Annotated in this window: 20 protein-coding genes; 8 read left to right on the top strand and 12 right to left on the bottom strand. The window is 69.2% G+C overall.

The genetic code is table 11. The features are described from left to right. Positions 1-8 precede the first annotated feature (8 nt). The 6 genes from DW298_RS02885 to DW298_RS02860 all read right to left on the bottom strand — a co-directional run bounded on the left by DW298_RS02885 (position 9) and on the right by DW298_RS02860 (position 5,974). The gene (locus DW298_RS02885) at positions 9-1,820 is read right to left on the bottom strand and encodes an aldehyde dehydrogenase family protein (RefSeq protein WP_136040997.1); all 1,812 of its coding nucleotides are present in this window, start codon (positions 1,818-1,820) and stop codon (positions 9-11) included. A 28-nt stretch (positions 1,821-1,848) separates the two neighbouring features. Beyond that, the gene (locus DW298_RS02880) at positions 1,849-3,243 is read right to left on the bottom strand and encodes an MFS transporter (RefSeq protein ID WP_240744997.1); all 1,395 of its coding nucleotides are present in this window, start codon (positions 3,241-3,243) and stop codon (positions 1,849-1,851) included. A 31-nt stretch (positions 3,244-3,274) separates the two neighbouring features. Continuing rightward, positions 3,275-3,538, bottom strand: coding sequence for a glutaredoxin domain-containing protein (locus tag DW298_RS02875; protein WP_136040996.1), 264 nt, complete (start codon positions 3,536-3,538; stop codon positions 3,275-3,277). A gap of 68 nt (positions 3,539-3,606) precedes the next feature. Then, on the bottom strand, positions 3,607-4,503 hold the full coding sequence (locus DW298_RS02870; RefSeq protein ID WP_136040995.1) for an alpha/beta hydrolase: 897 nt from the start codon (positions 4,501-4,503) through the stop codon (positions 3,607-3,609). Beyond that, positions 4,500-5,477, bottom strand: coding sequence for a cation transporter (locus tag DW298_RS02865; RefSeq protein WP_136040994.1), 978 nt, complete (start codon positions 5,475-5,477; stop codon positions 4,500-4,502). Before DW298_RS02865 ends, DW298_RS02870 begins: the two co-directional genes overlap by 4 nt. Continuing rightward, positions 5,474-5,974: a hypothetical protein gene (locus DW298_RS02860; protein ID WP_342589064.1), complete on the bottom strand. Its 501-nt coding sequence runs from the start codon at positions 5,972-5,974 to the stop codon at positions 5,474-5,476. Before DW298_RS02860 ends, DW298_RS02865 begins: the two co-directional genes overlap by 4 nt. Positions 5,975-6,102: 128 nt before the next feature. Between DW298_RS02860 and DW298_RS02855 the strand changes: the two genes are divergently transcribed. Continuing rightward, positions 6,103-6,495 (top strand): SIP domain-containing protein, encoded by a 393-nt coding sequence (locus DW298_RS02855; protein WP_136040993.1) that lies wholly within the window; start codon positions 6,103-6,105, stop codon positions 6,493-6,495. Positions 6,496-6,520: 25 nt separating this feature from the next. On the opposite strand, the gene DW298_RS02850 is transcribed toward DW298_RS02855, so the two are convergent. After that, entirely contained in the window at positions 6,521-6,976 is a 456-nt protein-coding gene (locus DW298_RS02850) for an adenylyltransferase/cytidyltransferase family protein (RefSeq protein ID WP_136040992.1), read from the bottom strand. A 120-nt stretch (positions 6,977-7,096) separates the two neighbouring features. Here DW298_RS02850 and DW298_RS02845 point away from each other — a divergent pair, with 120 nt between their 5' ends. Further along, on the top strand, positions 7,097-8,317 hold the full coding sequence (locus DW298_RS02845; RefSeq protein WP_136040991.1) for a glycosyltransferase: 1,221 nt from the start codon (positions 7,097-7,099) through the stop codon (positions 8,315-8,317). Here the strand turns inward: DW298_RS02845 and DW298_RS02840 are convergent. Genes DW298_RS02840 through rfbA form a run of 3 tightly spaced genes read right to left on the bottom strand, consistent with a single transcriptional unit; the run spans position 8,314 to position 11,596 of the window. Further along, complete coding sequence (locus DW298_RS02840; protein ID WP_136040990.1) at positions 8,314-9,729, bottom strand: bifunctional dTDP-4-dehydrorhamnose 3,5-epimerase family protein/NAD(P)-dependent oxidoreductase; 1,416 nt, start codon at positions 9,727-9,729, stop codon at positions 8,314-8,316. The two genes, DW298_RS02845 and DW298_RS02840, sit on opposite strands and share 4 nt — an antisense overlap. Further along, a complete protein-coding gene (gene rfbB, locus DW298_RS02835) occupies positions 9,729-10,727 on the bottom strand; it encodes a dTDP-glucose 4,6-dehydratase (RefSeq protein ID WP_136040989.1) in 999 nt (332 codons plus the stop codon). The genes DW298_RS02840 and rfbB overlap by 1 nt, the downstream gene beginning before the upstream one ends. After that, positions 10,724-11,596 carry a glucose-1-phosphate thymidylyltransferase RfbA gene (rfbA, locus tag DW298_RS02830; RefSeq protein WP_136040988.1) on the bottom strand — a complete coding sequence of 291 codons (873 nt, stop codon included), beginning with the start codon at positions 11,594-11,596 and terminating at the stop codon, positions 10,724-10,726. Before rfbA ends, rfbB begins: the two co-directional genes overlap by 4 nt. Before the next feature lie 216 nt (positions 11,597-11,812). On the opposite strand from rfbA, the gene DW298_RS02825 reads away from it, so the two are divergent. After that, a complete protein-coding gene (locus DW298_RS02825; protein WP_136040987.1) occupies positions 11,813-12,835 on the top strand; it encodes a glycosyltransferase family 4 protein in 1,023 nt (340 codons plus the stop codon). Between the two features lie 45 nt (positions 12,836-12,880). On the opposite strand, the gene DW298_RS02820 is transcribed toward DW298_RS02825, so the two are convergent. After that, positions 12,881-14,221, bottom strand: coding sequence for a phenylacetate--CoA ligase family protein (locus tag DW298_RS02820; protein WP_136040986.1), 1,341 nt, complete (start codon positions 14,219-14,221; stop codon positions 12,881-12,883). Between the two features lie 45 nt (positions 14,222-14,266). Continuing rightward, on the bottom strand, positions 14,267-16,258 hold the full coding sequence (locus DW298_RS19570; RefSeq protein ID WP_240744996.1) for a glycosyltransferase: 1,992 nt from the start codon (positions 16,256-16,258) through the stop codon (positions 14,267-14,269). Positions 16,259-16,471: 213 nt separating this feature from the next. Between DW298_RS19570 and DW298_RS02805 the strand changes: the two genes are divergently transcribed. From DW298_RS02805 to DW298_RS02785, 5 genes are all read left to right on the top strand, one after another. Then, entirely contained in the window at positions 16,472-17,425 is a 954-nt protein-coding gene (locus tag DW298_RS02805) for a glycosyltransferase family 2 protein (RefSeq protein ID WP_240744995.1), read from the top strand. After that, positions 17,416-18,135 carry a CDP-alcohol phosphatidyltransferase family protein gene (locus tag DW298_RS02800; RefSeq protein ID WP_136040984.1) on the top strand — a complete coding sequence of 240 codons (720 nt, stop codon included), beginning with the start codon at positions 17,416-17,418 and terminating at the stop codon, positions 18,133-18,135. Before DW298_RS02805 ends, DW298_RS02800 begins: the two co-directional genes overlap by 10 nt. Continuing rightward, complete coding sequence (locus tag DW298_RS02795) at positions 18,132-18,749, top strand: hypothetical protein (RefSeq protein ID WP_136040983.1); 618 nt, start codon at positions 18,132-18,134, stop codon at positions 18,747-18,749. The genes DW298_RS02800 and DW298_RS02795 overlap by 4 nt, the downstream gene beginning before the upstream one ends. A 178-nt stretch (positions 18,750-18,927) precedes the next feature. Then, positions 18,928-19,479 (top strand): DUF4352 domain-containing protein, encoded by a 552-nt coding sequence (locus tag DW298_RS02790; protein WP_240744994.1) that lies wholly within the window; start codon positions 18,928-18,930, stop codon positions 19,477-19,479. Between the two features lie 97 nt (positions 19,480-19,576). Continuing rightward, positions 19,577-24,280, top strand: coding sequence for a PKD domain-containing protein (locus DW298_RS02785; RefSeq protein WP_240744993.1), 4,704 nt, complete (start codon positions 19,577-19,579; stop codon positions 24,278-24,280). Positions 24,281-24,431: the final 151 nt, after the last annotated feature.

Genomic DNA, 24,431 nt, shown 5'->3' with positions numbered 1-24,431 from the left:
TCTCGGCCTCAGGCCTGCAGTGCCTTCGTCAGCGTCTTCAGGAGTCCCACGACGCCGCCGTTCGCACGGTGGCGGGTCAGCCCCTCGCTCACGGCCGCTCCCGTGCGGGCCGAGACGAACCACGGCGGCTTCGGCAGGATCGTGAGGCGTCCGCCGCCGCCCTTCGACAAGCTCAGGGACCCAGCGATCCACCTCGGGAACGGGCGGAAGGGTCCGCGGAGCACGGAGCGCTCCACCCCGTCGAGCAGCAGCGCGTTGTGCACCACGCCGATGCCGCTGCCGACGTCGTCGATGGTGCCGCCCGGGAAGGCGCCCCAGGTGAGGGTCGGGGTGATGAAGCCGAAGGCGGTCCATCCGTTGATCGCGATCGAGCCGTAGTGCAGAGCCGTGATCGCGCGCTCGAAGCCGGCGCCGAGTGACTTCTCGGTCGCCGGATCGATCAGCAGGTTCGCGCCGAGCGTGCCCTGGAGCTTGTCGTTCGCGTGGGCGACGGCGGCGTCCAGGAACTCCTGGCCCGTACCGGGGACCGTGACCACGCCCAGCACCGGCGCGAAGTACTCGGTCGTCTCGAGCGCGGCGGCATCGTCGTCGGCGTCGATCTCGACGAGCAGTCGGTCTCCCAGCACGAGCGCGTCGGGGTAGGCATCGGTCGCGAGGTCCATCCGCGAGGGCGACCCCGGGTACCAGATGGGCCGCTCGGGGGCATTGGCGTACGCACGGCGCAGCGCGGCGCGGAACGCATCGGCCTGGTCCCAATCCGACGACATGATGACGACCTGCCCGGCGATGCAGTTGTGGCCGGAGTTCTGCAGGCGCATGGTCGCGATGTGCTCGGCCTGGTAGGTGAGGTCGGCATCCGTCCAGGCGCCGGGCACCACGATGATGGGGGAGACCCCGCCGAGTTCGGCCGTGATCGGCTTCTTCAGCTGCGGGCGGTTCTCGCGGCGGCGGCGCTTCGTCGCGGCAGCTCCATCGCCCTTCGACGGCCCCCAGACGATCGTGTCGAACGTCGCCGCCGAGCCGGTGATGTGCACGTGCACGAGACCGGGATGGGCGGTGAGGTACGCGCCGACCGCCGGGCCGCCGCGGACGATGCGCAGCAGTCCCGGCTCGATGAGGGGCGCCAGCGCGCGCTTGTACACCGGCACCAGGGCGTCCTGCGTGGGGTTCACCTTCAGCAGGGCGGTGCGGTTGTGGGCGAGCAGTTCGTACAGCACGTCGAGGACCGGGATGGATGTCACGTTGCCCGCACCGAGCACGAGTCCGACGCCGCCCGGCTCGGTGGGGGTGCGCTGCGCGAGGCCGGCACCGGCGCGCGCGGCGTTCGGGGTGATGCCGGGCTCGAGCCAGACCTCGCCGGTGAAGCCGGACAGCAGGAACCGGTCGATGCCGGTCAGGGGGAAGGCGTGCACACGCGTGCGCCCGCCCGGGGCGCGGTCGATCGTGATGCCGTCGAGCGGGTTCATGCCCTTCGCCAGGCGGGAGAGCGTTTCGATATAAGCGTCGAGGGCGCCGAGCACGCTGTACGGCCCGCTCAACCACTCCTCGCCGCGCAACGGGTGCTTCCCGTCGAGCCCCTTGGAGGCGGCGGCGGTGTTCGCCCAGTCCTCGGCCGTGGCGGCGACGCTCGTGCGCACCGCGCGCAGCAGGGTGACCCGCTGGGCGACGGTGAGGGCGGACCAGGTGCGCGATCCGGCCTGGAGGTCGTCGACCGCGGTGTCGAGGCGTTCCCGCTCGCCCTCGCTGAGCGACGCGGGCTGGCTCGTCGGCGTGCTCTTCGAGGCGGATGCAGGGGCGGGGGCTGTGCTCGCAGAAGTCATCGGCGTCTCCTTCGGACGGGATCCCAGCTTAGGCGTCGGAGGTTCCGACGGCCTCGATGTCGGCGCGACGCAGGCGGTAGCGCCGGAGCGTCAGCAGGCTCGCAGCCATCAGCACGGCGGGCAGGATGCTGAAGCTGAGCACGATGCCCGTGATCGCGGCCTCCGGCTGCTCGACCGTGGTGCCCGCGACGGTCGAGATATAGCCGGTCGCGGCGAGCGTCAGCGACACCACGGTGGCGCCGAGTGCGAAGCCGACGGTCTCGCCCGCGGTCCAGATGCCGGTGAACGTGCCGGCCTGTCCCGGCCCGGTGGTGCGCTCGTCGTGGGAGATCACGTCGGGCAGCATCGCCATGGGCAGCGACTGGAGCCCGGCGTAGGCGATGCCGGCGACCGCGACCGAGGCGTAGATCCAAGCGCCGGGCGCCCAGACCGCGAACACGAGGGTCGCCGCGGCGGCGGTGAACAGGATGCTGGCCATCGCGAACGCCCGCTCCTTGCCGACGCGCCTCGCGATGACGGTCCAGGCCGGTGTCGCGAGGAGCGCGGGTCCGACGAGGGCGACGAACACGAACGTCACGGCGTCCTCGCTGCGCAGCACCCACGTCGCGACGTACTGCGCGCCGGCGAGCATCGTCCCCGTGGCGAGCGCCTGCAGCACGAACGTGCCCAGCAGGGCGCGGAACGGCTGGCTGCGGCGCAACGCCCGGAAACCCGACATGTACTGATCGCGCCACGTCGAGCCGGCGATCGCGGCGGCCGGTGCCGCTTCGGTGCGCCGCGCGGCGATGGACGCCGTCCGGGCGGCGATCAGCATTCCGATCCCGATCACGATGCCCGAGGCGATGCCCATCAGGAGGTACCCCATGACGGGGTCGTCGCCGGCATTGCGCAGCGCGGGGCCGCCGGCACCGAACAGCAGGATCGCCGCAGTGAGCACGACCACGCGCCAGCCGAGCAGACGGGTGCGCTCGTCGTAGTCGCCGGTCAGCTCGGCGGGCAGAGCCACGTACGGCACCTGGAAGAGGCTGAACGCCGTCGCGGTCGCAAGGAAGGCAAGCAGCACGCTGATCGCCCCGGCGACCGGGCCCCAGGACGGCGGCACGGCGAACGTGAGCGCGAAGAACAGGGGGAGGGCCAGAGCGCCGGTCACCATGAAGCCCCGACGGGATCCGGTGCGGGCGAGCTGACGGTCGGAAGCCGCGCCGATCAGAGGGTCGATCAGGACGTCCCAGATCTTCGCGGCGGTGACGATGAGTCCGGCCGCCAGCGCGGCGACACCGAGGTTGTCGGTGAGGAAGTACGTCAGCACCAGCCCGGGCAGGGTGGCGTAGCCGCCGGTCCCCAGCGACCCGATCGCGTACAGCACGATCGTGCGCGGGGAGAGGCGGACGGATGCTCGTTCGGGCCGAGCCTCAGTGCTCATCGCGCCAGTGTAGCGGCGCGATGAGGGGCGCTCAGATCAGTGCGAGCTCGCGCAGCTTCGACTCGACGTCGGCGTTCGACGGCTCGACGTGGTGCGAGGCGTCGGGGTACACGACGACCGGGATGTTCGTGCGACCGGAGATCTCCTTCGCGAGGTCCGCGGCGGCGGGCTCGGCGACGAGGTCGATGTAGGTGTACTCGACACCGAGCGCATCGAGCTGCTTCTTGGTGCGGATGCAGTCGCGGCACCAGTCGGCGCCGAACATCGTGATGGTGTCGGAGGCAGCAGAAGTCATGCTTCCAGCCTACGGCCGCCGGGATGGGGTGGCGCTGAGAGCGGGCCGGGGTCTCGCGAGGGGGGGGCTCAGCCGAAGAATCGTCCGAGCGCTGCAGCGACGGCCGGAGCAGCCTCCTCCGCCATGTGATGTCCGCTGTCGATGGCGAAGCCGACGGGTTCCGTGGCCCAGTCGCTCCAGATCTGGAGCGGGTCGCCGTAGAGGGCTTCGAGGTCGTCTCGCTTCGACCACAGCACGAGGGTCGATGCCTGGACGCGGCGACCGGCGGTGCGGTCGGCTTCCTCGTGGTCGCGGTCGACGGTGAGGCCGGCGCGGTAGTCCTCGAGCATCGCGCGGACGACTCGCGGGTCCTGCACCGCCGTCATGAGTTCGGCATGGTTCGCCTCTCCCATGGTCGCCGGGTCGGCCTTGGGTGAATACCAGGCGCCGGGGTCGGCGCCGATCACGTGTTCCGGGATGTCCGGTTGGGCGAAGAAGAACCAGTGCCACCAGCTCATCGCGAACGTCGCGTCCACACGTCGGAGGTGTTCGCTGATCGGGATGCAGTCCATGACGGCGAGGCGGTCCACGACCTGCGGGTGATCCAGGGCGAGACGCAGAGCGACGTAGCTTCCCCTGTCATGCCCGGCGAGGTGGAAGTGGTCATGGCCGAGCTGTCGCGCGACCTCGACGATGTCCGTGGCGACGGCCCGCTTGGAATGCGCGGTGTGATCGGCGGTGGGTGCCGGTCCGCGGGATCGGCCGTAGCCGCGAAGGTCCGGGCAGATGACATGGAAGCCGCGATCCACGAGCAGCGGGGCGACGCGATGCCAGGTGGCCGAGGTTCGCGGATGCCCGTGCAGCAGCACCACCGGCGGGCCGGAGCCCCCGTGCCGCACGAAGATCTCCGCGGCGTCCGTCGTGATCGACGTCGTGGCGAAGCCCGGGAAGAGCGCGTCCTCCTGATCCGGGCCCGGGTGACTCATCGACCCCTGTCCACTTCTTCGGGCAGATGCTCCACGGGGATCACGACCACGTCCTGCATCTTCCAGTCGATGTCGGCGATCCCCTCCGCAGCGGCGGTGAGGTCGTCCAGTGGCACCTTTCGCCGATGGGGCACGACGAACGCCTCGATGTGGAAGACCTGACCCTGATCGCGCATCCGGACGCCGGCCTGCGCGACCCAGGGCCGACTCCGCAGGTACGACACGATGTCGGCGGCGAGCGGATGCGGGTGCTTGCTGTCGTAGGTGCGGGCGCGCTGATCCATGAGGTCCACCACGGCCGTCCTGGTGTTGCGGAAGCCGTCCCAGATGATGCCGAGGGAGATGAACAGGGCTGCCGCGCCGTCCAGCCACCACGCGCCGACGCCGATGCCGAGCACGCCGACGACCGACGCCACCGTGGTCTGCCAGTCCGCCTTCGCCATGTCCGCGTCGGCGTACAGCAGCTTGTTGTGCAGCACGGGAGCGAGCTTGGACTTCGCGGGGCCGTAGAAGAACACGGGCCCGATGATCACGACCACCATGACGCTCACCATGAGCCATCCGAGCCAGATCGTCTGCCCGAACAGCTGCACGGTGCCGATCGTGGGATGCTCGGCCGCGATCAGGCCGGTCACGGCCTCGACGGCGAGGTTCAGGCCCACGGCGAGCAGCGCCACTCCGGCGACGAGATGCCCGACGCCCATCGCCCGGTGCAGACCGTATGGGTGCTTCTTCGTGGGGCGGCGGCGCACGAAGATCAGCGCCGTCAGAAAGGCGAACTGCGGGATCAGGGAGAGCATGTCCTCGATCCAGGCTGTCCGCATGGCTTGCGACTCACCGACCACGAGGGCGATCACGGCGATCGTGATGGAGGTGTAGACGATCGTGAAGATCTCCCACTTGACCGCGCGACGAATCGCGCGCGCCTGCTCGGCGGGCAGGGTGGTGCGGCCGAACTGCCGGGTCTCGGTCATCCGCCGACCTCCTCGTCGAGGAAGGTCTCCAGGGTCGACAGGAAGGCGTTCTCGCCGAGCGGCACCAGCATCACGAGTTCGCGACCCTCGGCGCCCTCGATCCCGCGATAGCCTCGCGTGACGCCGGCCTTGTCGACCCAGGGGGTGTCGGGGGTGATGCCGCCGGCGATGAGGTCGAGCTCTCCCGCCTCGAGCTCTTTCACCAGCGTCTCCTCGGACGCGACGGTCCAGTCGGTCTCGGCGTCGATGCTGTCGGCGAAGCGATCCACGAGGTCGACGATCGCGCCGGAGGGGCTGTCGCCGCTCACCTCCACCAGCTCGCCATCCGGGGACGTGCCGACGCGGAGCACTCCGCCCGTCACGGAGTCCAGGGTGCCGTCGGGGTCGGTGGGAACGGTGAGCCCGCACCCGGAGAGCAGCGCGACGACGGCGACCCCGGCGAGGAAAGACACGGGGCGTCGAATGCGCCGTCGGTGCGGCATCTCAGATCTGTCCACACTCCGAGGGTGCTCTGCGCGGCATCGTCGTGCAAAGGCGTTGACGAGCGCCTTTGCCGACCGCTAGAGCCGCGCCGATCACGGACCATCCCTTGTGAGTAAGGGTACCCTTACCTATACTCGAAGCCATGAGCAGCGCATGCGAGCACCTGCAGGATCCCGACTGGGACGACATCGAAGGTGCCGTGCTCATCGCCGGCGACGCGGCCGATGCCGGCCTCATCGCGAGCATCGCGGCGCGGCTGCCGTGGGACGCGCAGGGCGTGATCCTCCTCGAAGCCGCGGCGCGTATCCAGTTCCGTCACATCGACGTGCCCGAGGGGGTGTCGGTGCGCTGGCTGGTGCGCGGTGACGGCATCCGTGCGCACACACGTGGCGAGCGGCTGGCCAATGCCGTGCATTCCTGGTGCGTCGAGTGGACCTGCTCCGAGCCGCCGTCGCAGTGGACGGTCTGGCTCGGGCCGCACACGCCGCCGCACGTCGCGCGGATGGCGCGCAGCCTGCTCGGCGTCGCGAACTGAGCGATCCGGGGATGTGCCCCGGGTGTCAGCGACTTGCGGCGAGGGCGGGCGCGCTCGCGCCGGCGGTGATCGCGTCGAGCGCGCGGCGCAGCGACGAGCTCGACGTGTGCGCCGTGTACGGGAAGTAGACGACCTCGACCCCGACCTCGGCGAACTCGCTCTCCAGGCGCAGCCCCTTGTCGGTTCCGCGCCAGTCATCGCCCTTGAAGAAGTGCGTGAACTGCACGTCGCGCCACGAGTCCATCTTCGACGGCGTCGTCTCGACGTAGACGTCGTCGACGAACGAGATGTGCTTCACGATCTCCGCACGCTCCGCGGTCGGGATGACGGGCTCGATGCCCTTCACCTGACGCAGCATCTCGTCGCTGACGACGCCTGCGATCAGAATGTCGCAGTGCTGCTTGGCGTGACGAAGTAGATTCAGATGCCCGACGTGAAACAGGTCGAAAGCACCAACGGCGTAGCCGATACGCGTCCCCATGATCTCCCCAGATCAGTAATTCCCCAGTAAACGGATCCCCATCCGCTTCGCGACTCCCACAGCCGCAGTTCGACAGTCTAGCAGATCTGGGTTTCGTTCCCCACAGCAACCCATGGAACGATGGAGGCCGCACGCGGTGCGTGCGCGGAACAGGGGGCTGACGTGGGGACACCGGTCACGGTCATCGTGCCGACGTTCAACGAACGTGAGAACGTCGCGGAACTCGTCGCCCGCACCGCCGCCGCGCTCGCCGGATGGGACGCCGAGGTGCTGTTCGTCGACGACAGCACCGACGACACCGCCGCCGAGGTCGAACGGGTCGCGGTCGACGCCCCGATTCCCGTGCGGGTCATCCACCGCACCGACAACAGAGGCGGACTCGGCGGGGCCGTAGCCGTCGGACTCGAGGCCGCGGCATCGGATGTCTGCATCGTCATGGACGGCGATCTGCAGCATCCGCCCGAGCTCCTTCCCATCCTGCTGGAGCGGTTCGCGCAGGGTGACACCGACCTCGTCGCCGCGTCCCGCTACATCGGCGGAGGCGACACGAGCGGGCTCGGCACGGCCGTGCGCTTCGGTGTCTCCCGCGTGGCGACGTGGCTGACCAGGGCGATGTTCCCCATCCGCCTCGCGCGCAGCACCGACCCGATGACCGGCTTCTTCCTCGTCGACCGCCGTCAGCTCGACCTGTCGGCGCTCCAGCCGCAGGGCTTCAAGATCCTCCTCGAGATCCTCGCGCGCAATGATCTGCGCATCGCCGAGGTGCCGATGGAGTTCGGCGAGCGCCGGCACGGCACGTCCAAGGCGAGTCTGCGCCAGGGGGCGACCTTCATCGCGCACCTCGCCCGCCTGCGCTTCGGGAAGATGTCGCTGTTCGCGCTCATCGGCGTGATCGGCGCGGCCGCGAACCTCGGCATCATGTGGGCGCTCACCGCCGCGGGTGTGCCGTACGTCTGGGCGGCCATCATCGGGGCCGAGGTCACGATAATCGGCAACTTCCTGCTGCAGGAGCGGTTCGTGTTCGCCGACATGCGCACGGATGCCCGCGCCCTCGGCATCCGCTTCGCCAGCTCCTTCGCGTTCAACAACGTCGAGGCCGCGCTGCGGATCCCGGTGATGGCGCTCATGGTCGAGTCCTGGCACATCTCGAGCGTGCTCGCGACGGCGCTCTCGCTGATCGTCGCGTTCTTCGCCCGGTTCCTGTTCCACTCGCTCGTCGTCTACGCGCCGCAGCGGCGGCGCAAGGGCGATGCCGCGGGGGCCGAGCCGCCGACGGATACGGCCGCCCTGCGGGTCATCCGCGCGATCGATGCCGAGGCGATGAAGCCGGGTGAGCTCTAGCTGCTCGCGGCGAGGTACGCCTCGAGGGCGGCGTCCGCGTCCCGCGGCGTCCATCCCGTCGCCTGGATGCGGTCGAGGTCCAGCACGCTGTTGAGCGGGCGCGGGGCGATGGGGCCCGTCTGATCGGCGAAGTACTCCGTCGTGGTCACGTCCGTCACGGCGGACGGGTCGTGCCCGGTCAGGCGGTACACGGCGCGCGCGATGTCGGCCCACGACCGCGGCTCTCCCGCACCGGTCACGTTGTAGACGCCGGAGGGCGCAGCGGTCGACAGCAGGTGCAGGATCGCCGAGGCCAGATCTTCGGTGAAGGTCAGGCGCCCGATCTGGTCGCCGACGACCCGAGGAGAGATGCCCCGCTCGGCGAGCGATGCCATCGTGCGCACGAAGTTGCGCCCCTCGCCGATGACCCACGATGTGCGGACGATGTAGTGCCGCGGAACCGTGGCGGCGACCGCGTCGCCGGCCGCCTTCGTCTGCCCGTAGACCCCGAGCGGTCGCACCGGGTCGGTCTCGGTGTACGCGCTCGACTTCGTGCCGTCGAACACGTAGTCGCTGGAGACGTGCACGAGGGTGATGCCGTTCTCGGTGGCGATGCGCGCCAATGCGGTCACGCCGGTGACGTTCGACGACCAGGCGTCGCCGCGTCCGTCGTCGGTCTCGGCGAGATCGACCGCGGTGTAGGCGGCGGCGTTGATGATCGCGCGGTAGTCGCGCCAGCGTCGCGCCGTGGCCAGGTCGTCGGCCCGCAGATCGAGCGTCTCCCGCGTCGTGTACTCCACGTGCTCGGCGTCACCGAGAGCTGCGCGCAGCGCGAGTCCGAGCTGGCCGGCGCCGCCGAGGACGAGGATCTTCTTCGGTCCGATCGGCGTCACGTCGGCGAGGCGCGGGTGCGCGAGGTCCTTGGCCGAGACCTCGACGTCGGCGAGCGGGATCGGCCACGCGATCGCCGCGGTCTCGTCCGCGAGGTTCAGGAACGAGTACTCGGCGTCGGGCGACCAGTGGTCGTTGACGAGGTAGGTGTAGGCGGTGTCCGCCTCGAGGGTCTGATACGAGTTGCCGACGCCGCGGGGCACCAGGATCGCGCGCGACGGGTCGATCTCCGTCGTGAAGACCGTGCCGAACGTGTCGCCCGCGCGAAGATCGACCCAGGCGCCGAAGATCTTCCCGGTCGCGACCGAGACCCACTTGTCCCAGGGCTCCGCATGGATGCCGCGCGTGGTGCCGACCGCATCGTTGAAGGAGATGTTGTTCTGCACCGGACCGAAGTCCGGGAGCCCGGCGGCGACCATCTTCTCGCGCTGCCAGTTCTCCTTGAACCATCCGCGAGAATCCCCGTGCACGGGCAGGTCCACGACGAGCAGGCCGGGGATCGGCGTCTCGGTGACCGTGAGCGCCTTGCCGAACTCCGTCATCACTGACCCTTCGCCGCGTAGAACGACTCGGTCGCGTCCTTCGCCGGCGCCCACCAGTCCTCATTCTCCCGGTACCAGTCGATGGTCGAGGCGAGGCCCGACTCGAAGTCGGAGAACTGCGGCGCCCAGCCCAGCTCGGTGCGGAGCTTCGTGGAGTCGATCGCATAGCGCAGGTCGTGACCGGCGCGATCGGTCACGTGGTCGTAGGCGTCCGCCGGCTGCCCCATCTGCGTGAGGATGAGCTCGACGACGGACTTGTTGTCCTTCTCGCCGTCGGCGCCGATGAGGTAGGTCTCGCCGATCTCGCCCTTGTCGAGGATCGTGAGCACGGCCGACGAGTGATCGTCGGCGTGGATCCAGTCGCGCACGTTCTGACCGGCGCCGTAGAGCTTCGGACGGATGCCGCGCAGCACGTTGGTGATCTGACGCGGGATGAACTTCTCGACGTGCTGGTACGGGCCGTAGTTGTTCGAGCAGTTCGAGATCGTCGCCTGCACTCCGAACGACCGCACCCAGGCGCGCACCAGCAGGTCGCTGCCCGCCTTGGTCGACGAGTACGGTGACGAAGGGTTGTACGGGGTGTTCTCGGTGAAGCGCTGCGGGTCGTCGAGCTCCAGGTCGCCGTACACCTCGTCGGTCGAGATGTGGTGGAAGCGGCGCTCGTGCCGGCGCGCGGCCTCGAGCAGCGTGTACGTGCCGATGATGTTGGTGTCGAGGAAGGGCCGCGGGTCGTGCAGCGAGTTGTCGTTGTGCGACTCCGCCGCGTAGTGCACGACCGCGTCGGTCTTCGCGAAGAGCGCGTCGACGAGCTCGGCATCGGCGATGTCGCCCTCGACGAGTTCGACCCGGTCGGCGGGGAGCCCGGCGAGCGACGCGCGGTTGCCCGCGTAGGTCAGCTTGTCGAGCACGGTCACGTGCGCGTCGGTGTGCGCCACGACATGGTGCACGAAGTTCGATCCGATGAAACCGGCGCCGCCGGTCACGAGCAGCCGGGTCATCGCTTTCCTCGTTCCAGGAGTTCGAGCAGGTAGGAGCCGTAGCCCGACTTCACGAGCGCCTCGGCTCGTACCCGCAGTTCGTCGTCGTCGAGGAAGCCCTGGCGCCAGGCGACCTCTTCGGGCACACCGATCTTCATGCCGGTGCGGCGCTCCATCGTGCGCACGTAGTCGGCGGCATCCGTCATCTGATCGAACGTCCCGGTGTCGAGCCATGCGGTGCCGCGGGGCAGCACCTCGACCTGGAGCTTGCCGCGCTCGAGGTACTCGCGGTTGACGTCGGTGATCTCGTACTCGCCGCGCGCGCTCGGCGCGAGGTCGCGAGCGATGGCGATCACGTCGTTGTCGTAGAAGTACAGTCCGGGCACCGCGTAGTTGCTCTGCGGTTGCTTGGGCTTCTCCTCGAGCGAGATCGCCTGGCCGGCGTCGTCGAACGCCACGACGCCGTACGCCTCCGGCTCGGCCACCCAGTAGGCGAAGACCGCGCCGCCGTCGATGTCGGCGAAGCGCTTGAGCTGCGTGCCGAGGCCCGGGCCGTAGAGCAGGTTGTCGCCGAGGACGAGCGCCACGCTGTCGTCGCCGATGAAGTCGGCACCGATCGTGAACGCCTGCGCGAGTCCGTCCGGCGACTGCTGCTGCGCGAACGTCAGCGAGATCCCGAACTGCGAGCCGTCTCCGAGGAGTCGTTCGAAGTGGGCGGCGTCGTGCGGGGTGGTGATGACGAGGATGTCGCGGATCCCGGCGAGCATCAGCGTCGACAGCGGGTAGTAGACCATCGGCTTGTCGTAGACCGGGATCAGCTGCTTCGAGACCCCCAGCGTGATCGGATGCAGTCGCGTGCCCGAACCGCCCGCCAGAATGATGCCCTTCATGATCCCCCTCGTGAAAACGTCGATGTCCATGGTGGCGTCACAGAAGGGACGGCCATCCCCTGCCGTCCGACGACCCCCACAGTCGTACGCTCGACTCTAGCGGGTCGCATCGCCGCATGGTGGGCGGATGCTGTGACGGCCGCGGGCTGAGCCGAGCAGCTGCCCTGCGGAAATCGACCCTTGTCAGGAATCGAGCCGGGGGTCCATAGTTGGCTCGTGGAATCCGAGGATGGGGCCTCGCTGTCTCTCACCTGGGCTCATCGCGCCGAACAGTCGGCGCCGGCCTGGGCGCAGAGCCATGCCAGGGGCGAGGTGCCGAGCGTGTGGCCGTACGGACTGGACGCGCTGCGTGATCATGCGGCCGTGAAGGTGATCGATCTCCCGCCGCCCGGTCGAGTTCCTCGTGTGCGAGCGCGGCTGGGCATCGGGCCCCGCCCTGTCGAGGGGCTGGCGGTGTCCTGGGACGAGAACACCGCCTATCGCCTGCAGGTCCTGCGTCCCCGCGCGCGATTCGCCACCGGCGTGATCTGGCTCACAGACATGGCGCGGGCCGGGTCCACACCGCCGCGCCTGCTCTCGATGCTGAGCGGTGCGGAGTCCGCGTGGGTGCTCAGCGAAGCACAGGTCGACCCGCTCCGGGACCTGCTGGGGACCCGTGGTCCGCGGGTGTTCGCGATCCCGTTCGGCATCGACAGCGAATTCTTCGGCGCACGCCCTTCTCCGACGCAGCCGCGGATCGTCAGCGTCGGCAACGATCGTGACCGCGATCCGGTGACGCTCTACGCGGCGCTCGCGCGGGTGCTGGCTGCGCGACCGGACACGGAGGTCGTGGTGCAGACCGCTTCAGACCTCGTGCCGCCCAAGGGGGTGCGGGTGGTCCGGCACATGCCGCATGCGGAGCTCCGAGATCTCTATGCGACCGCCAGCGTCATCGTCGTCCCGACCAGACCGAACCTGCACGCCTCGGGCATGACGGTGGCTCTGGAAGCACTCGCGACAGCCCGTCCGGTCGTCGTCTCCGATACGCCCGGCATGGCGCAGTACGTGAGCGAGGGGCGGACCGGACACCTCGTGCCGCCCGGGGACGCGGAGGCACTCGCGGGCGCCGTGCTGCGGCTGCTCGACGACCCGGAACGTGCGGCCGAGCTCGGGCGGAACGGACGGATCGAGGTGGAGCGCAACTTCACGACGCAGATCATGGTCGCGGCGCTCGTGCAGGGGCTGCTGTCCCGGGCATGACAGCGGCGGTCACGCACCGAGACCCGGGCGCGACCGCCGCCGGAGTCACGTCGTGGTCGGCACGTCGCTGATGACGTACTTCGTCTTGCCGCCCGTGTAGGGCAGCGCGTCGACGTACTCGACGGTCACCGGCACCTCGTTCGCGATCCGCTCGCGCAGCGAGGTGACCGCGCTCTCGATCTGATCCCGCGCCTGCGCACCGTCGCCGACGACGACGCGGATGATGATCGAGTAGTCGGAGAGCTGATGGATCTGGAAGAGCCGGACTGCTTCCGGGTGCGCGGCGAACATCCCCATGAGGCGATGCGCGAGCACGGTCCCGCTGGGCAGACGGATCAGGTCCGTCGTCCGACCCTGCGGCTGCTCCATGAGCGGAAGGGCGCGGCCGCAGCGGCAGGGTTCCTCTCGGAGGATGCCCTTGTCGCCCGTGCGATACCGGATCATGGGGAACACGCGATTGCGGAGATCTGTGATGACGAGGTCGCCCAGCTGGCCCGGGGCCGCGGGAGCGCCGTCTTCATCCACCACCTCGACACGTCGGACATCCGCGAACACGTGGAGCCCGTCGCGGTGGCCGCATTCGCCGGCGATCCACCCGAACTCGGAACCGCGGTACTCGTCGTAGACGGGCGCGCCGAAGACGGACTCGAGACGAGCGCGGACGGATGCCGTGAGCGGCGCAGCCGTCGTCGCGATCGCCGTCGGTGCGGGGACGGTCAGCTTTCGGCGTTCCAGGAAGTCGGCGAACTCCAGCATCGCTCCCACGTAGCCCTCGATCAGGCGCGGTCGGGTCGCCGTGAGCTGGCGATGGAACGTCTCCATGGTCTGCGCCGAGATGAGACCGGCGTCGAGATAGACCTGCTTGGTCGGCCACCAGGCCACGTCGTTCTTGAGGGTCGCCAGGCGGCCAAAGTTCCAGCGACCCACACGGGCGAGGTCGTCGGACGGCTCCACTCCCCACCAGGAGTACATCCGCCAGCTCAGCGCGAGCGACGGCACCCGGGCGTCGTGGAACGTGGCCAGCGGTTCCCCGGTGCTCCCCCCGGTCAGCGCCGGACGAGCGTTGGCGTCCGTCGCCTCGGCGGTGCGGAACTCCGCCGCGTGCTGTTTCACCGTGGCGCGATCGAGGATCGGCAGCGCCGCCCACGCCTCCGGATCGATCAGGGAGTTCGGGCGGATGCCGAGCTCGCCGTAGTGCCGGCCGTAGAACGGCGAGGACTTCATGGCGAACGCCGCGATGTCGCGTGCGAGCCCGTTCTGCATCTGAGCGAACTCGTCCGGCGAGAGGCGCTCGTTCGCCAGGAGCTCGCGGTGGAACGAACCCGCTTTCGCGCGCACGGTCGCTGCTTTCGCGCGGAAGAACGCGCGTCTCATCGGTGTGGACATCAATACAGCCTCTCGTCGTCGAAGGAAGCGCTCGTCGGATCCGGCTCAGTCGCGCCGTCGTTTGTGGACGACGGCCTCGCGGAACGCGTCACGGTGCGCGCGGCCGGCATCGGCCCACTCGCGGCGCGACAGGTCGGGCGAGCCCGTCAGCGTCGACACGGCATGCCACGCCTCGACGACCGTCGAGGCGTCCAGGTCGCCGTCGTACATGAGCACCCATTCCGGACCGACCTCGCGCGCGAGCGCCTCGTTCGCCTCGTTGCGCGGCACCAGCACCGGACGTGCCATCGACAAGGCGGCGAGGACGCTGCCGGAGTTGTGCATGAAGCGGTAGGCCAGCACGATGAGCTCGGACGAGGTCGCGAGTTGGACGAGCTCGGCATCGCTCAGGAAGTCGAGGTGCAGCTCGACACCCGGAAGGCCCGCGGTCCGGGCGCGCAGGTCGTCCCCGAGCTCGGGGGTGGACGGGCGTCCCCCGATCTTCAGGCTCAGTGTCGGCTCGGTCTCGACGGCCTCCGCGTACGCGTCGATGAACCCTTCCAGGCCCTTGTAGCGGCGGACCCCGCCGAAGGATCCGAGTCGTCCGGGCACGCGCTCGGCGGAAGGGAATTTCGCATACCAGTCGCGGTAGTGGCCGTGCAGGATCAGACTGTGCGGTGTCCCCGGAGGCAGCGGCGTCGTCTCGTTGATGAGGATCCGGTAATCCGTGTGGCGGTCGATGAAGCGCAGCAGCCACAGTCGCGGTGCGTTGTCGTCGGGGAGCTCGATGTTGTGCACGGTGCGCACCACCGCGATGCGCCGTGACAGGCGGTGCCGGGCGACGAGCGCCGTCGTGAGGAGGTACTTCCCAGTCGACTTCCACCAGCTCGAGCCGTGCAGCTTGGCCTCGGGCCAGTGCCAGTGGAAGGCGTCGTAGCGGCCGAAGAGGGCGGTCTTCCAGGAGAAGCGCAGGTGCACGAGCCCCTCGGTGGAACCCAGCGCCTCGTCGAGCATCTTGTTGTACGGGTTCGTCGTCGGGCGCGGCGCTCCGAGCGACTGCATCACGCGGATGGTCGATGCGGGGTCGGTCATGGTCGTGTCGTCCTCCGATGGGCGGCTGTACTCGTCATAGCGGCGGCCGAAGGCGGCTGCGACCATCCCGCGGCCGCGGTGCGCGATGCGGGTGCCTCTGGCGTGATGGTCGATGTTCGAGGTGACGGCGCCGAACGCCCGGCGAAGGACGCCGGCAACGATGCGGACAACACCGCCCAGGAATGCGCGTACGCGCAGTGCGCCTCGACGCAGCGCGCCCTCGGTCAGCTGCAGCTCGATCCGCGTGTTCGCGTTCGCCGAGCTGAACGCGCGCTGCGCGGCCCAGGATCTGCTGAGTCTCGCGGCGACGACGGGGTCCTCGGTCTCGGACTCGTTGCACCACACGATCAGGCCGCCTCGTCGCACCAGCTGCCGAGAGAAGAGGGTGTCCTCGCCGCCGCCGAGCCCGAGCGACTGATCGAAGCGGAGGCCGAGTCGACGGATGCAGCGGAGGTCGAGCAGGAGGTTCCCCGCCGCCGCGACCTCGAGCACGGTGCCGGTCTCCCGCGTGGGCCGACGAAAGGTTCCGGAGGTGAGCAGCCACGGGTCCACGTCCTCGTCGAAGATCGAGATCACGCGCCCCATCACCGCATCGGCACCGTGCTCGCGCCAGACCGTGAGGAGGGAGGAGAGCCAGTGCTCCCGCGGGATCTCGTCGTCGTCGATGAAGGCGACCAGATCGCGCGCCTCGCATTCGTCCAGGATCCGGTTGCGGGCCGCGGCGATGCCGGGGGTCGGTTCGATGACGTATCGCACCGGCAGACCTGCGCGCTCCGCGACCTCTCGAGCGGAGCCGGCGGCGTCGTTGTCGACGACCAGCACATCGATCTCGACCCCGAGCTCCCCGCATTCCGCGATGCGCGGCGGGAGCGCGAGGAGCAGAGCCTCGAGCAGCTCCGGCCGTCGATAAGTGGGTATGCCGATCGTCACCGCGATCATGTCGCTCGATTCCCGTCCCCTGGTCATCCGCACCATCCCCCATGGCAGTCGTGCCATCCCCATGGCAGTCGCGCGCCTGACTGCGACGCCGGCTCATCGTACCGCGAACCTCGGATTTCCTTCACCGCGTGGCCCTCTCGCGTATAGTCGTTCTCCTGGGAGTCGACGCCGGTCGCGACTCTGGGGAATTCGACCGGCGACCCGATGCGATCCGTGATGCGGATCCGGGGGGAGGATCACGTGTCGTTCGTCCACGGGCGCTTCGCCGTCGTCGTCGTGAACTATGCCTCGGCGGCGCTGCTGCGACGCAACCTGGTGGTCGTCGCGCGCGAGGCGCGAGCGATCGATCCGGACGTCTCGGTCATTGTGGTCGACAACTGGTCGAGCGCCGACGAGCGCCGTGCCGCCGAGGAGGTCGCCGCCGAGAACGACTGGCTGCTGATCTCGCCCGACACCAACTCAGGCTTCGGCGGAGGCGTCAACATCGGCGTGACCCGCGCGCTCGCCGAAGGGGCGACCGATGTCCTCGTCATCAATCCGGATGCGCACATCGACCAGGAGTCGCTGCGGCTGCTCGCCTCCACCACGGCGAACGCACGCACGACTCTCGCGTCCCCGCGCATCTCGGACTCCGAAGGACGGACCTGGTTCGACGGCATCGACCTGCTGCTCGACGACGGCACCATGCGCGCTCGACGCCGGCGCGTCGTCGGGGATGGTCGACCGTTCGAGCCCTGGCTGAGCGGGGCCTGCCTGTGGATCACGCGCGAGGTCTGGGAGCTCGCCGGCGGCTTCGATGACGACTACTTCCTGTACTGGGAGGACGTCGACTTCTCGAGGAAGGTGGTGTCGGCGGGTGGCTCGCTGGCGCTCGTCGAGGAGGCGAGCGCCGTGCACGACGAGGGCGGGACGCAGCGCTCCGGGCCGGAGCTGTCGCGAGCCAAATCCGAGACCTATTACTACTACAACATCCGCAATCGGATGCTCTTCGCCGTGCGTCACCTCGACGAGGCGGACGTGCGGCGCTGGCGTCGCTCGATCCCGCGGACGGCCCGAGAGGTGATCCTCCGCGGAGGACGTCGGCAGCTGATCCAGTCGGCCGCACCGATCCGTGCTTACTTCCGTGGAGTTCGCGAGGCGCGGCGGATCGCTCGTACGCAGGGGGCAGACCAGAAGGGCAGGAAATGGTCGTAGACGCTTACCACCGTCTCGCGCGTGCGCAGAAGGGGCACGCTCGCGGCGCGCCCGCGTACTCCGTATACGTGAATCGTCGGATCGGAAGAGTCCTCGCCGCCGTCGCGTACCGGATCGGTCTCACCCCGAACCAGGTCTCGATCATCAGCGCGGTGCACTCGTTCGTGGCCATCGGCCTCATCGCCTTCGGGCCGGTGAACGTGCCGATGGGCCTGCTGATCGCGCTGCTCCTCGTCCTCGGCTACGCGTGGGATTCCGCCGACGGGCAGGTCGCACGACTCCGGGGCGGAGGCAGCCCGCAGGGCGAGTGGCTCGATCACTTCATCGACACGCTGAAGATCGCGTCGCTCCATCTGGCGGTGCTGATCGGTCTCTATCGCGTGCTGCCCGACACCCCGCTGCTGCTGCTGATCCCGATCGTGTTCAGCATCGTCGCGTCCACGACGTTCTCCGGCATGCTCCTCAACGACCTCCTCAAGGGCAAGCACGCGGTGGCGTCGACCCACGAACGCGGCGGCGGCACGCTCGTTCGATCGCTCATCCTGCTGCCGACCGATTTCGGTCTGGTCTGCCTCGTCTTCGTGCTCTGGGGCTGGACGTCGGCGTTCCTCATCGGATACGGCCTGCTCTGCGCCGCGGCGACCCTGTTCCTCGCGCTCGCCGCGGTCAAGTGGTTCCGCGAGATCGGAAGGCTCGGTGCCGACGCATGACCGGGGAGAAGATCCTGGTGGTCTGCGCCGCGAACGTCTGCCGGTCACCGTTGGCAGAACTCGCGCTGAGACGAGGGCTGGGGCCGGATTCCTCCATCTCGGTCAGCAGTGCGGGCGTCCGGGCGAATGAGGGCGACGCGATCTGCACGCTGGTGTCCTCGCTTCATGACGACGAGGGCTGGGCGGCGCAGGTGGAGGCTCATCGAGCACGACCGGTCACCGTGGAGCTGATCGAGCAGTCCACCCTCGTCCTCGCGGCGTCGCGGGACATCCGAGGAGAGCTCGTGCGGCTCGCTCCACGCTCGCGCGACTGGATGTTCACGATCAAGGAGGCGGCGCACCTGGGAACGGGTTTCTCGTCTTCCGCGGCCGACCGGGTGGCGGAGTACGTCGCATACCTGGATCGCGCCCGCTCGCGATCGGTGCCGCTCGCCGTCTCGGACGGCGTCGGAAGCCGGGTCCGGCGGCTCTTCGGGAGCAGGGGCGCGGCGGATCCGAGCAGCATCGCGGATCGCCACGGCGGCCGCGGTCACCGGGAGACGGTCGCCGAAGTGGAAGCGGCGACGGCGAGTGTCGTGGCTCAGCTGGGCGGGCACCGCAGACACGCGTCCTGAGTCGGCTCTTGTGGTTTCGCGATTCCCGCACTACGATTAGCCGACGCCGCGTTCTGCGTGGTTGAGGGGACCGAAGCCGAGGGGGCTTCGGGATGGGGAATCTGGGTTCTGGGGAGCTGCAGTGTTCAATGTTTCATCATGCCGTTCTGGGGACGGCTCTTCGCGCTCGAGACGCGCGGTGTTCATCGCGCCTCTGGTGGCGCTCGCGCTCGTGACGGCAGGCTGCACCGCAGCCCCCGAGGCCTCCGAGACGCCGACGCCCGAGGGCACCAGCACCACCGACTGGACGCCGCCCGCTGACGACGAGGCCGCAGGGCCCACCGAGGCTCCGGCGCTGACGGAGGAGAGCGGCGCGCTCGACGAGCCGATCACCCTGTCCACAGACATGGTCGTCACCGTCGACGAGGTGTCGACCATCACCGTCGAACCCGAGACGCCGGGCGAGTACGCCGGTCCGGCCGTCGTCGTCGATGTCTCCGTGACCAACGACTCGGACCGGGCGCAGAGCGTCGATTCCGCCGTCGTCAGCCTGACGACGGACGACGGCGACATCGGAGTGGCCACCACGGCGGGGCCGAACGAGCCGCTGACGGGTGAGCTGGCTGCGGGGGGCGAGGCCACCGGCACCTATGTCTTCATGCTCGATCCGACAAAGGGACGCTCGGTCAAGATCAGCGTCAACTACGCCGCGGGAGAGCCGGTGGCGACGTTCGCCGGCACGCTGCCCTGACGAACGCGCTCCGGCGCACACATTCTCGAATCATCCTTTACAAGCACTTTCGTAATCTCACACATTCACAACACGTTCTGCGGCTGGGGAGTCACTAATGGGGAACACAACAACCACGAGGCGGGCGCTGGGAGCGCTGGCCTCCGTCGTGACAGCAGCGTTGCTGGTCGCGGGGATGACGACGCTGGGGGCGCAGTCGGCTTCGGCCGCAGACGTGTCGCCGCCGCCGCTTCTGCAGCGCGACGAGAACGTCGTGACGTCGGATCCGATTCCGACGGTGCAGATCGACAACGGCTACGTCTGGTCGCAGACCGTGATCGGGTCGACCGTGTACGCGGTGGGCAAGTTCGACAATGCGCGTGCGCCGCTGGCGGTGCCGGGGACGAGCCTGACCGCGCGGTCCAACGTGCTCGCCTACGACATCAACACGGGACAGCTGCTGTCGTTCGCTCCGCAGGTCAACGGTGTGATCAAGGCGGTCGCGGCCTCGCCCGACGGCAGCCGCATCTACATCGGCGGTTCGTTCAACTCGGTGAACGGGCAGGCGCGCTGGAACTTCGCGGCTCTGGACGCGGTGACCGGCCAGCTGGTGCCCGGGTTCAACCCGTCGATCGGCGGCAGCGGTGTCTATGCCATGGCCACGTCCGGGTCCAGTGTCTACGTCGGAGGCCTGTTCACGCAGGGTAACGGCACGGCGCGCAAGAACCTCGCGGCGTTCAACGCCGCCAACGGCGCGCTGCTGGGCTGGGCACCGCAGACCGACCTCCAGGTCGATGCGATGGTCATGGACCCCGCAGGCCAGAACGTCATCGCGGCCGGCCGCTTCTCGCAGGTCAACGGCGATCTGACGATGCGCGGCGCCGTTGCCCTCGACAAGTCGTCCGGTGCCGTCGACACCTCCTGGGCGCTGCCGCAGACCGTCAAGAACGGCTCGAACACGGGCGCGAGCTCGGGCAAGGCCGGCATCTTCGGGCTCGCCGCCGACTCCACCGCCGTCTTCGGGACCGGCTGGGTCTACGCCAGCGCCGACGTGGGCAACCTCGAAGGCACGTTCGCGGCTGAGGCCGGGACCGGCCAGGTGCGCTGGATCTCGGACTGCCTCGGCGACCACTACGGCGTGTACTCCACCGGCAAGGTCGTCTACACGACGAGCCACACCCACGCCTGCAGCACGCAGGGCATGCACCCGGAGCAGAACCCGCGCACGCACCGCTACTCCGAGGCGTACACGGCGGACGCCCGCGGAACCCTGGGCAATCAGCCCGCGGCGGGAAGCACCTACAAGAACTGGGCCGGTACTCCGGCGCCGTCCGCGTACGCCTGGACGCCGGACTGGGCTGTCGGTGTCACGACGGGCATGGGACAGGCCGGCCTCTCCATCACCGGAGCCGGCAACATGATCTCCATCGGCGGAGAGTTCCGGTCCGTGAACAACGGACGCTTCGAGGGCCTCGTGCGCTTCTCCACGACGCCGCCGGCCGGAGCGAAGGACGGCCCTCGGGTGTCCGGAGCGAACTGGACCGCCACGGCGCAGTCCTTCATCCCCGGGCGCGTGCGCGTCGCGATCCCGGCCAACTGGGATCGTGACGACCTGAAGCTCACGTATGAGCTGCGCCGCACGGGTACCGCGACGCCGGTCGCCACGACGATCGCCGACGGCACCTGGTGGAACCGTCCCACGATCAGCCTCGAAGACAAGACGGCGCCCCCGGGAACGCAACAGGAGTACACCGTCGTCGCGAGGGACGGCAACGGGAACGCGGTGAGCAGCCAGGCCGTGAGCGTGGCGGTGACGGCAGGAGCCGCCTCCGAATACGTCGATGCGGTCACCGCCGACGCCCCGCAGCTCTACTACCCGCTGGGCAATGCCGCACAGGACTGGGCGGGAACGAACACGCCGGTCTTCGGTTCGGGTGTCACGACGTCCACGTCCGGTGTCGAGAACACCGCGACGGGAGCATCGACCTTCACCGGCACGTCGTCAGGGCGGGTCGCGACCACGAACAGGGCAGCCGCTTCGGCCGAGTTCTCGACCGAGGTGTGGTTCAAGACCAACACCACCAACGGCGGAAAGCTGCTCGGCTACGGGAGCGCAGCATCGGGGGACTCCACCAGCTACGACCGTCACCTCTACATGACCAACAACGGTCGGCTCGTCTTCGGCGCCTATGACGGGAACACGCGGACGATCCAGAACAGCACGGCGCTGAACGACAACGACTGGCACCATGCTGTGGCGACGCAGAGCGCAGCCGGGATGAAGCTGTTCATCGACGGCACGCTCGTCGCATCCGACGCCTCCGCCACCACCGCGGAGAACTACCTCGGGTACTGGCGCATCGGCGGGGACAACCTGACCAGCTGGCCCTCGGCGCCGAGCTCCAAGTACTTCAAGGGAGCGCTCGACGAGGTCGCGGTCTACCCGTACGCACTGACCGCCGCTCAGGTGCAGACGCACTACGGCGTCGGCAAGGGCTTCGAGGCCCCGACCGCCTCCTTCACGGCGACCGCGACGGACCTCGATGTGGCCTTCGACGCGAGCGCTTCCGCTCCGGCCGGCTCGGCTACGATCACCGGCTACAAGTGGGACTTCGGTGACGAGTCTCCGACGGCCTCCGGGGCGACGGCGTCGCACACGTACTCGGCCTCCGGAACCTACACGGCGAAGCTCACGGTCACGGACAGCAACGGGCTGGCCGCGACGACGGAGAAGCAGGTCGTGGTCCAGGCGGCGAACGTGCTGCCGACGGCGTCCTTCGAGGTCACCGGCACGGGATTGTCGGTCTCGGCGGATGCCTCCGCATCCACGGATTCCGACGGCACCATCGCCTCGTACGCATGGAACTGGGGCGACGGGACCACATCGAGCGGTCAGGTCGCCAGCCATGTGTACGCCACGGCGGGCACGCGCACGGTGACCCTGACCGTCACCGACAACCGTGGCGGCACCGCGTCGACCACGCGTCAGGCCGTCACCACTCACGCCGACCCTGTTGCGACGTTCACGTCGACGGCTTCGGGTATGACGGTGAACGTCTCCGCCGCGGGGTCGAGTGCCTCCGACGGAGCCACACTCTCCTATTCCTGGAACTGGGGTGACGGCACTCCCGCCGGATCGGGAGCCACCGCCGGCCACACCTACAGCCAGGCGGGCGCGCACGACATCACTCTGACGGTCACCGACAGCCTCGGCGGGACGGCGAGCGTCACCAAGACCGTCACGACGCAGGCTCAGGTGTTCGCGGCGTCCGATTCCTTCGGCCGTGTGGTCTCGAGCGGCTGGGGAGCAGCCGATGCGGGTGGCACCTGGGCGCCGATGAGCGGTTCCGCTGCTGTCACCTCCGTCGCCGACGGAGTGGGCAAGATCACTCTCGCCCCGGGCGAGACGCGCGAGATGCTCCTGCAGGGGACGTCTCTCCTCGACACCTCGGCGCGCATCAGCTACACGCTGTCCGCCGGGCCGTCGACAGGGGTCGCCTACGAGGGGCTCGGCGCGCGGCGCTCCGGTTCGAACGGCTATCGCGCTCTCGCGTGGCATCGCGCTGACGGGGCCACGTGGCTCGTGATCCAGCGCAACGGCACGGCGATCGCCAGCACTGCGGTCGCGGGGCTCACCTGGACCGCCGGCAGCACGTTCAACCTGGCGATGGAGACGACCGGTTCGTCGACCACGACCATCCGCGCCAAGCTGTGGGCGGGAGGTGCCGCAGAACCCGCCGGCTGGCAGCTGTCGACGACCGACGCGACCGCGGCCCTGCAGGTCGCCGGAGCGCCGACGGTGTACTCGTACCGTTCCGGTACGGGCACCGGGAGCAACCTCGCGAGCTTCGACAACTTCACGCTGAAGAACCTCGGGGCCCCAGCGCCGGAGCCCGAGCCCGAACCCGAGCCCACCAACGTGGCGCCGACGGCTGCCTTCTCCGCCACCGCGGCGGCACTGACGGTCAACGTCGACGGCAACGCCTCGACCGACTCGGACGGCACCATCGCCTCCTACGCCTGGAACTTCGGCGACGGGACGACGGGGTCGGGAGCGACCAGCTCTCGCACCTACACCGCAGCCGGTACCTACACGGTGACGCTCACGGTGACCGACAACAAGGGGGCGACGCACACCGCCACCAAGCAGGTCACGGTCGCCGCGGCTCCCGTCGACCCGGACCCGGAACCCGAGCCCGAGCCCGCCCCGCTGGCCGGTGACGAGTTCGACCGGACCTCCGGTCCCGGGTGGGGCAGCGCAGCTGTCGGGGGTGCCTGGTCGATCGCCGGTGGCTCGCAGGCGGCGGCCACCGTCGCCGACGGACAGGGAAAGATGGCCCTGATCGCCGGGGACACGCGGCACGCCACGCTGAACACCACGTCCATCACCGACGCCGTGCTCCAGACGCAGTTCCGTGTCGATCAGGCACCGGCGACCGGCGGCGCCTACGTGGGTGTCATCGCGCGTCAGTCGGCCGCAGGCAAGTATCTGGTGCGTGCGTGGCTCCGTCCTGACGGGACGATCTGGCTCGTGGCCCATCGCGAAGGCACCGTGCTGCTGGCGCAGCCCGTGGCGGGGCTCGCCTTCTCGGCGAACACCTCGTACACGCTGAAGGTCTCCGTCACCGGCACATCGCCGACGGCGATCTCGGCGAAGATCTGGGCGACGGGCGGCACAGAGCCGGCCAACTGGCAGCTCAACACCACGGATGCGACGCCGTTGCAGGCGGCCGGGCCGGTCGGACTGAGCGGCAATCGCTCGGGGAACGCGACGGCGGCACTCGGCGTCTCCTTCGACTCGTTCCGGGTGACCGCCCCGTAGCAGCATCAGGCGACGCATGTGAGGTGCGTTCCCGGACGCCGGCATCCCGAGCCGGCGTCCGAGGGCGTGCCTCACTCGCCGTTGCCCGCTGACGTGTTACACATTGATCATGCCGCAGCCGGCGGGAGGGGAGGCTCATGAGATTCGTTGA

It is taken from the genome of Microbacterium sp. A20 (assembly GCF_004794515.1).
Lineage (GTDB): Bacteria > Actinomycetota > Actinomycetes > Actinomycetales > Microbacteriaceae > Microbacterium.
This window is presented reverse-complemented; position numbering and strand designations above follow the sequence as displayed.

Excerpts from the sequence above, each read along its gene's own strand:
- DW298_RS02885 (WP_136040997.1), bottom strand. The coding sequence starts at position 1,820 with ATGACTTCTGCGAGCACAGCCCCCGCCCCTGCATCCGCCTCGAAGAGC.
- DW298_RS02880 (WP_240744997.1), bottom strand. The coding sequence starts at position 3,243 with ATGAGCACTGAGGCTCGGCCCGAACGAGCATCCGTCCGCCTCTCCCCG.
- DW298_RS02875 (WP_136040996.1), bottom strand. The coding sequence starts at position 3,538 with ATGACTTCTGCTGCCTCCGACACCATCACGATGTTCGGCGCCGACTGG.
- DW298_RS02870 (WP_136040995.1), bottom strand. The coding sequence starts at position 4,503 with ATGAGTCACCCGGGCCCGGATCAGGAGGACGCGCTCTTCCCGGGCTTC.
- DW298_RS02865 (WP_136040994.1), bottom strand. The coding sequence starts at position 5,477 with ATGACCGAGACCCGGCAGTTCGGCCGCACCACCCTGCCCGCCGAGCAG.
- DW298_RS02855 (WP_136040993.1), top strand. The coding sequence starts at position 6,103 with ATGAGCAGCGCATGCGAGCACCTGCAGGATCCCGACTGGGACGACATC.
- DW298_RS02850 (WP_136040992.1), bottom strand. The coding sequence starts at position 6,976 with ATGGGGACGCGTATCGGCTACGCCGTTGGTGCTTTCGACCTGTTTCAC.
- DW298_RS02845 (WP_136040991.1), top strand. The coding sequence starts at position 7,097 with ATGGAGGCCGCACGCGGTGCGTGCGCGGAACAGGGGGCTGACGTGGGG.
- DW298_RS02840 (WP_136040990.1), bottom strand. The coding sequence starts at position 9,729 with ATGACGGAGTTCGGCAAGGCGCTCACGGTCACCGAGACGCCGATCCCC.
- rfbB (WP_136040989.1), bottom strand. The coding sequence starts at position 10,727 with ATGACCCGGCTGCTCGTGACCGGCGGCGCCGGTTTCATCGGATCGAAC.
- rfbA (WP_136040988.1), bottom strand. The coding sequence starts at position 11,596 with ATGAAGGGCATCATTCTGGCGGGCGGTTCGGGCACGCGACTGCATCCG.
- DW298_RS02820 (WP_136040986.1), bottom strand. The coding sequence starts at position 14,221 with ATGTCCACACCGATGAGACGCGCGTTCTTCCGCGCGAAAGCAGCGACC.
- DW298_RS19570 (WP_240744996.1), bottom strand. The coding sequence starts at position 16,258 with ATGACCAGGGGACGGGAATCGAGCGACATGATCGCGGTGACGATCGGC.
- DW298_RS02800 (WP_136040984.1), top strand. The coding sequence starts at position 17,416 with ATGGTCGTAGACGCTTACCACCGTCTCGCGCGTGCGCAGAAGGGGCAC.
- DW298_RS02795 (WP_136040983.1), top strand. The coding sequence starts at position 18,132 with ATGACCGGGGAGAAGATCCTGGTGGTCTGCGCCGCGAACGTCTGCCGG.
- DW298_RS02785 (WP_240744993.1), top strand. The coding sequence starts at position 19,577 with ATGGGGAACACAACAACCACGAGGCGGGCGCTGGGAGCGCTGGCCTCC.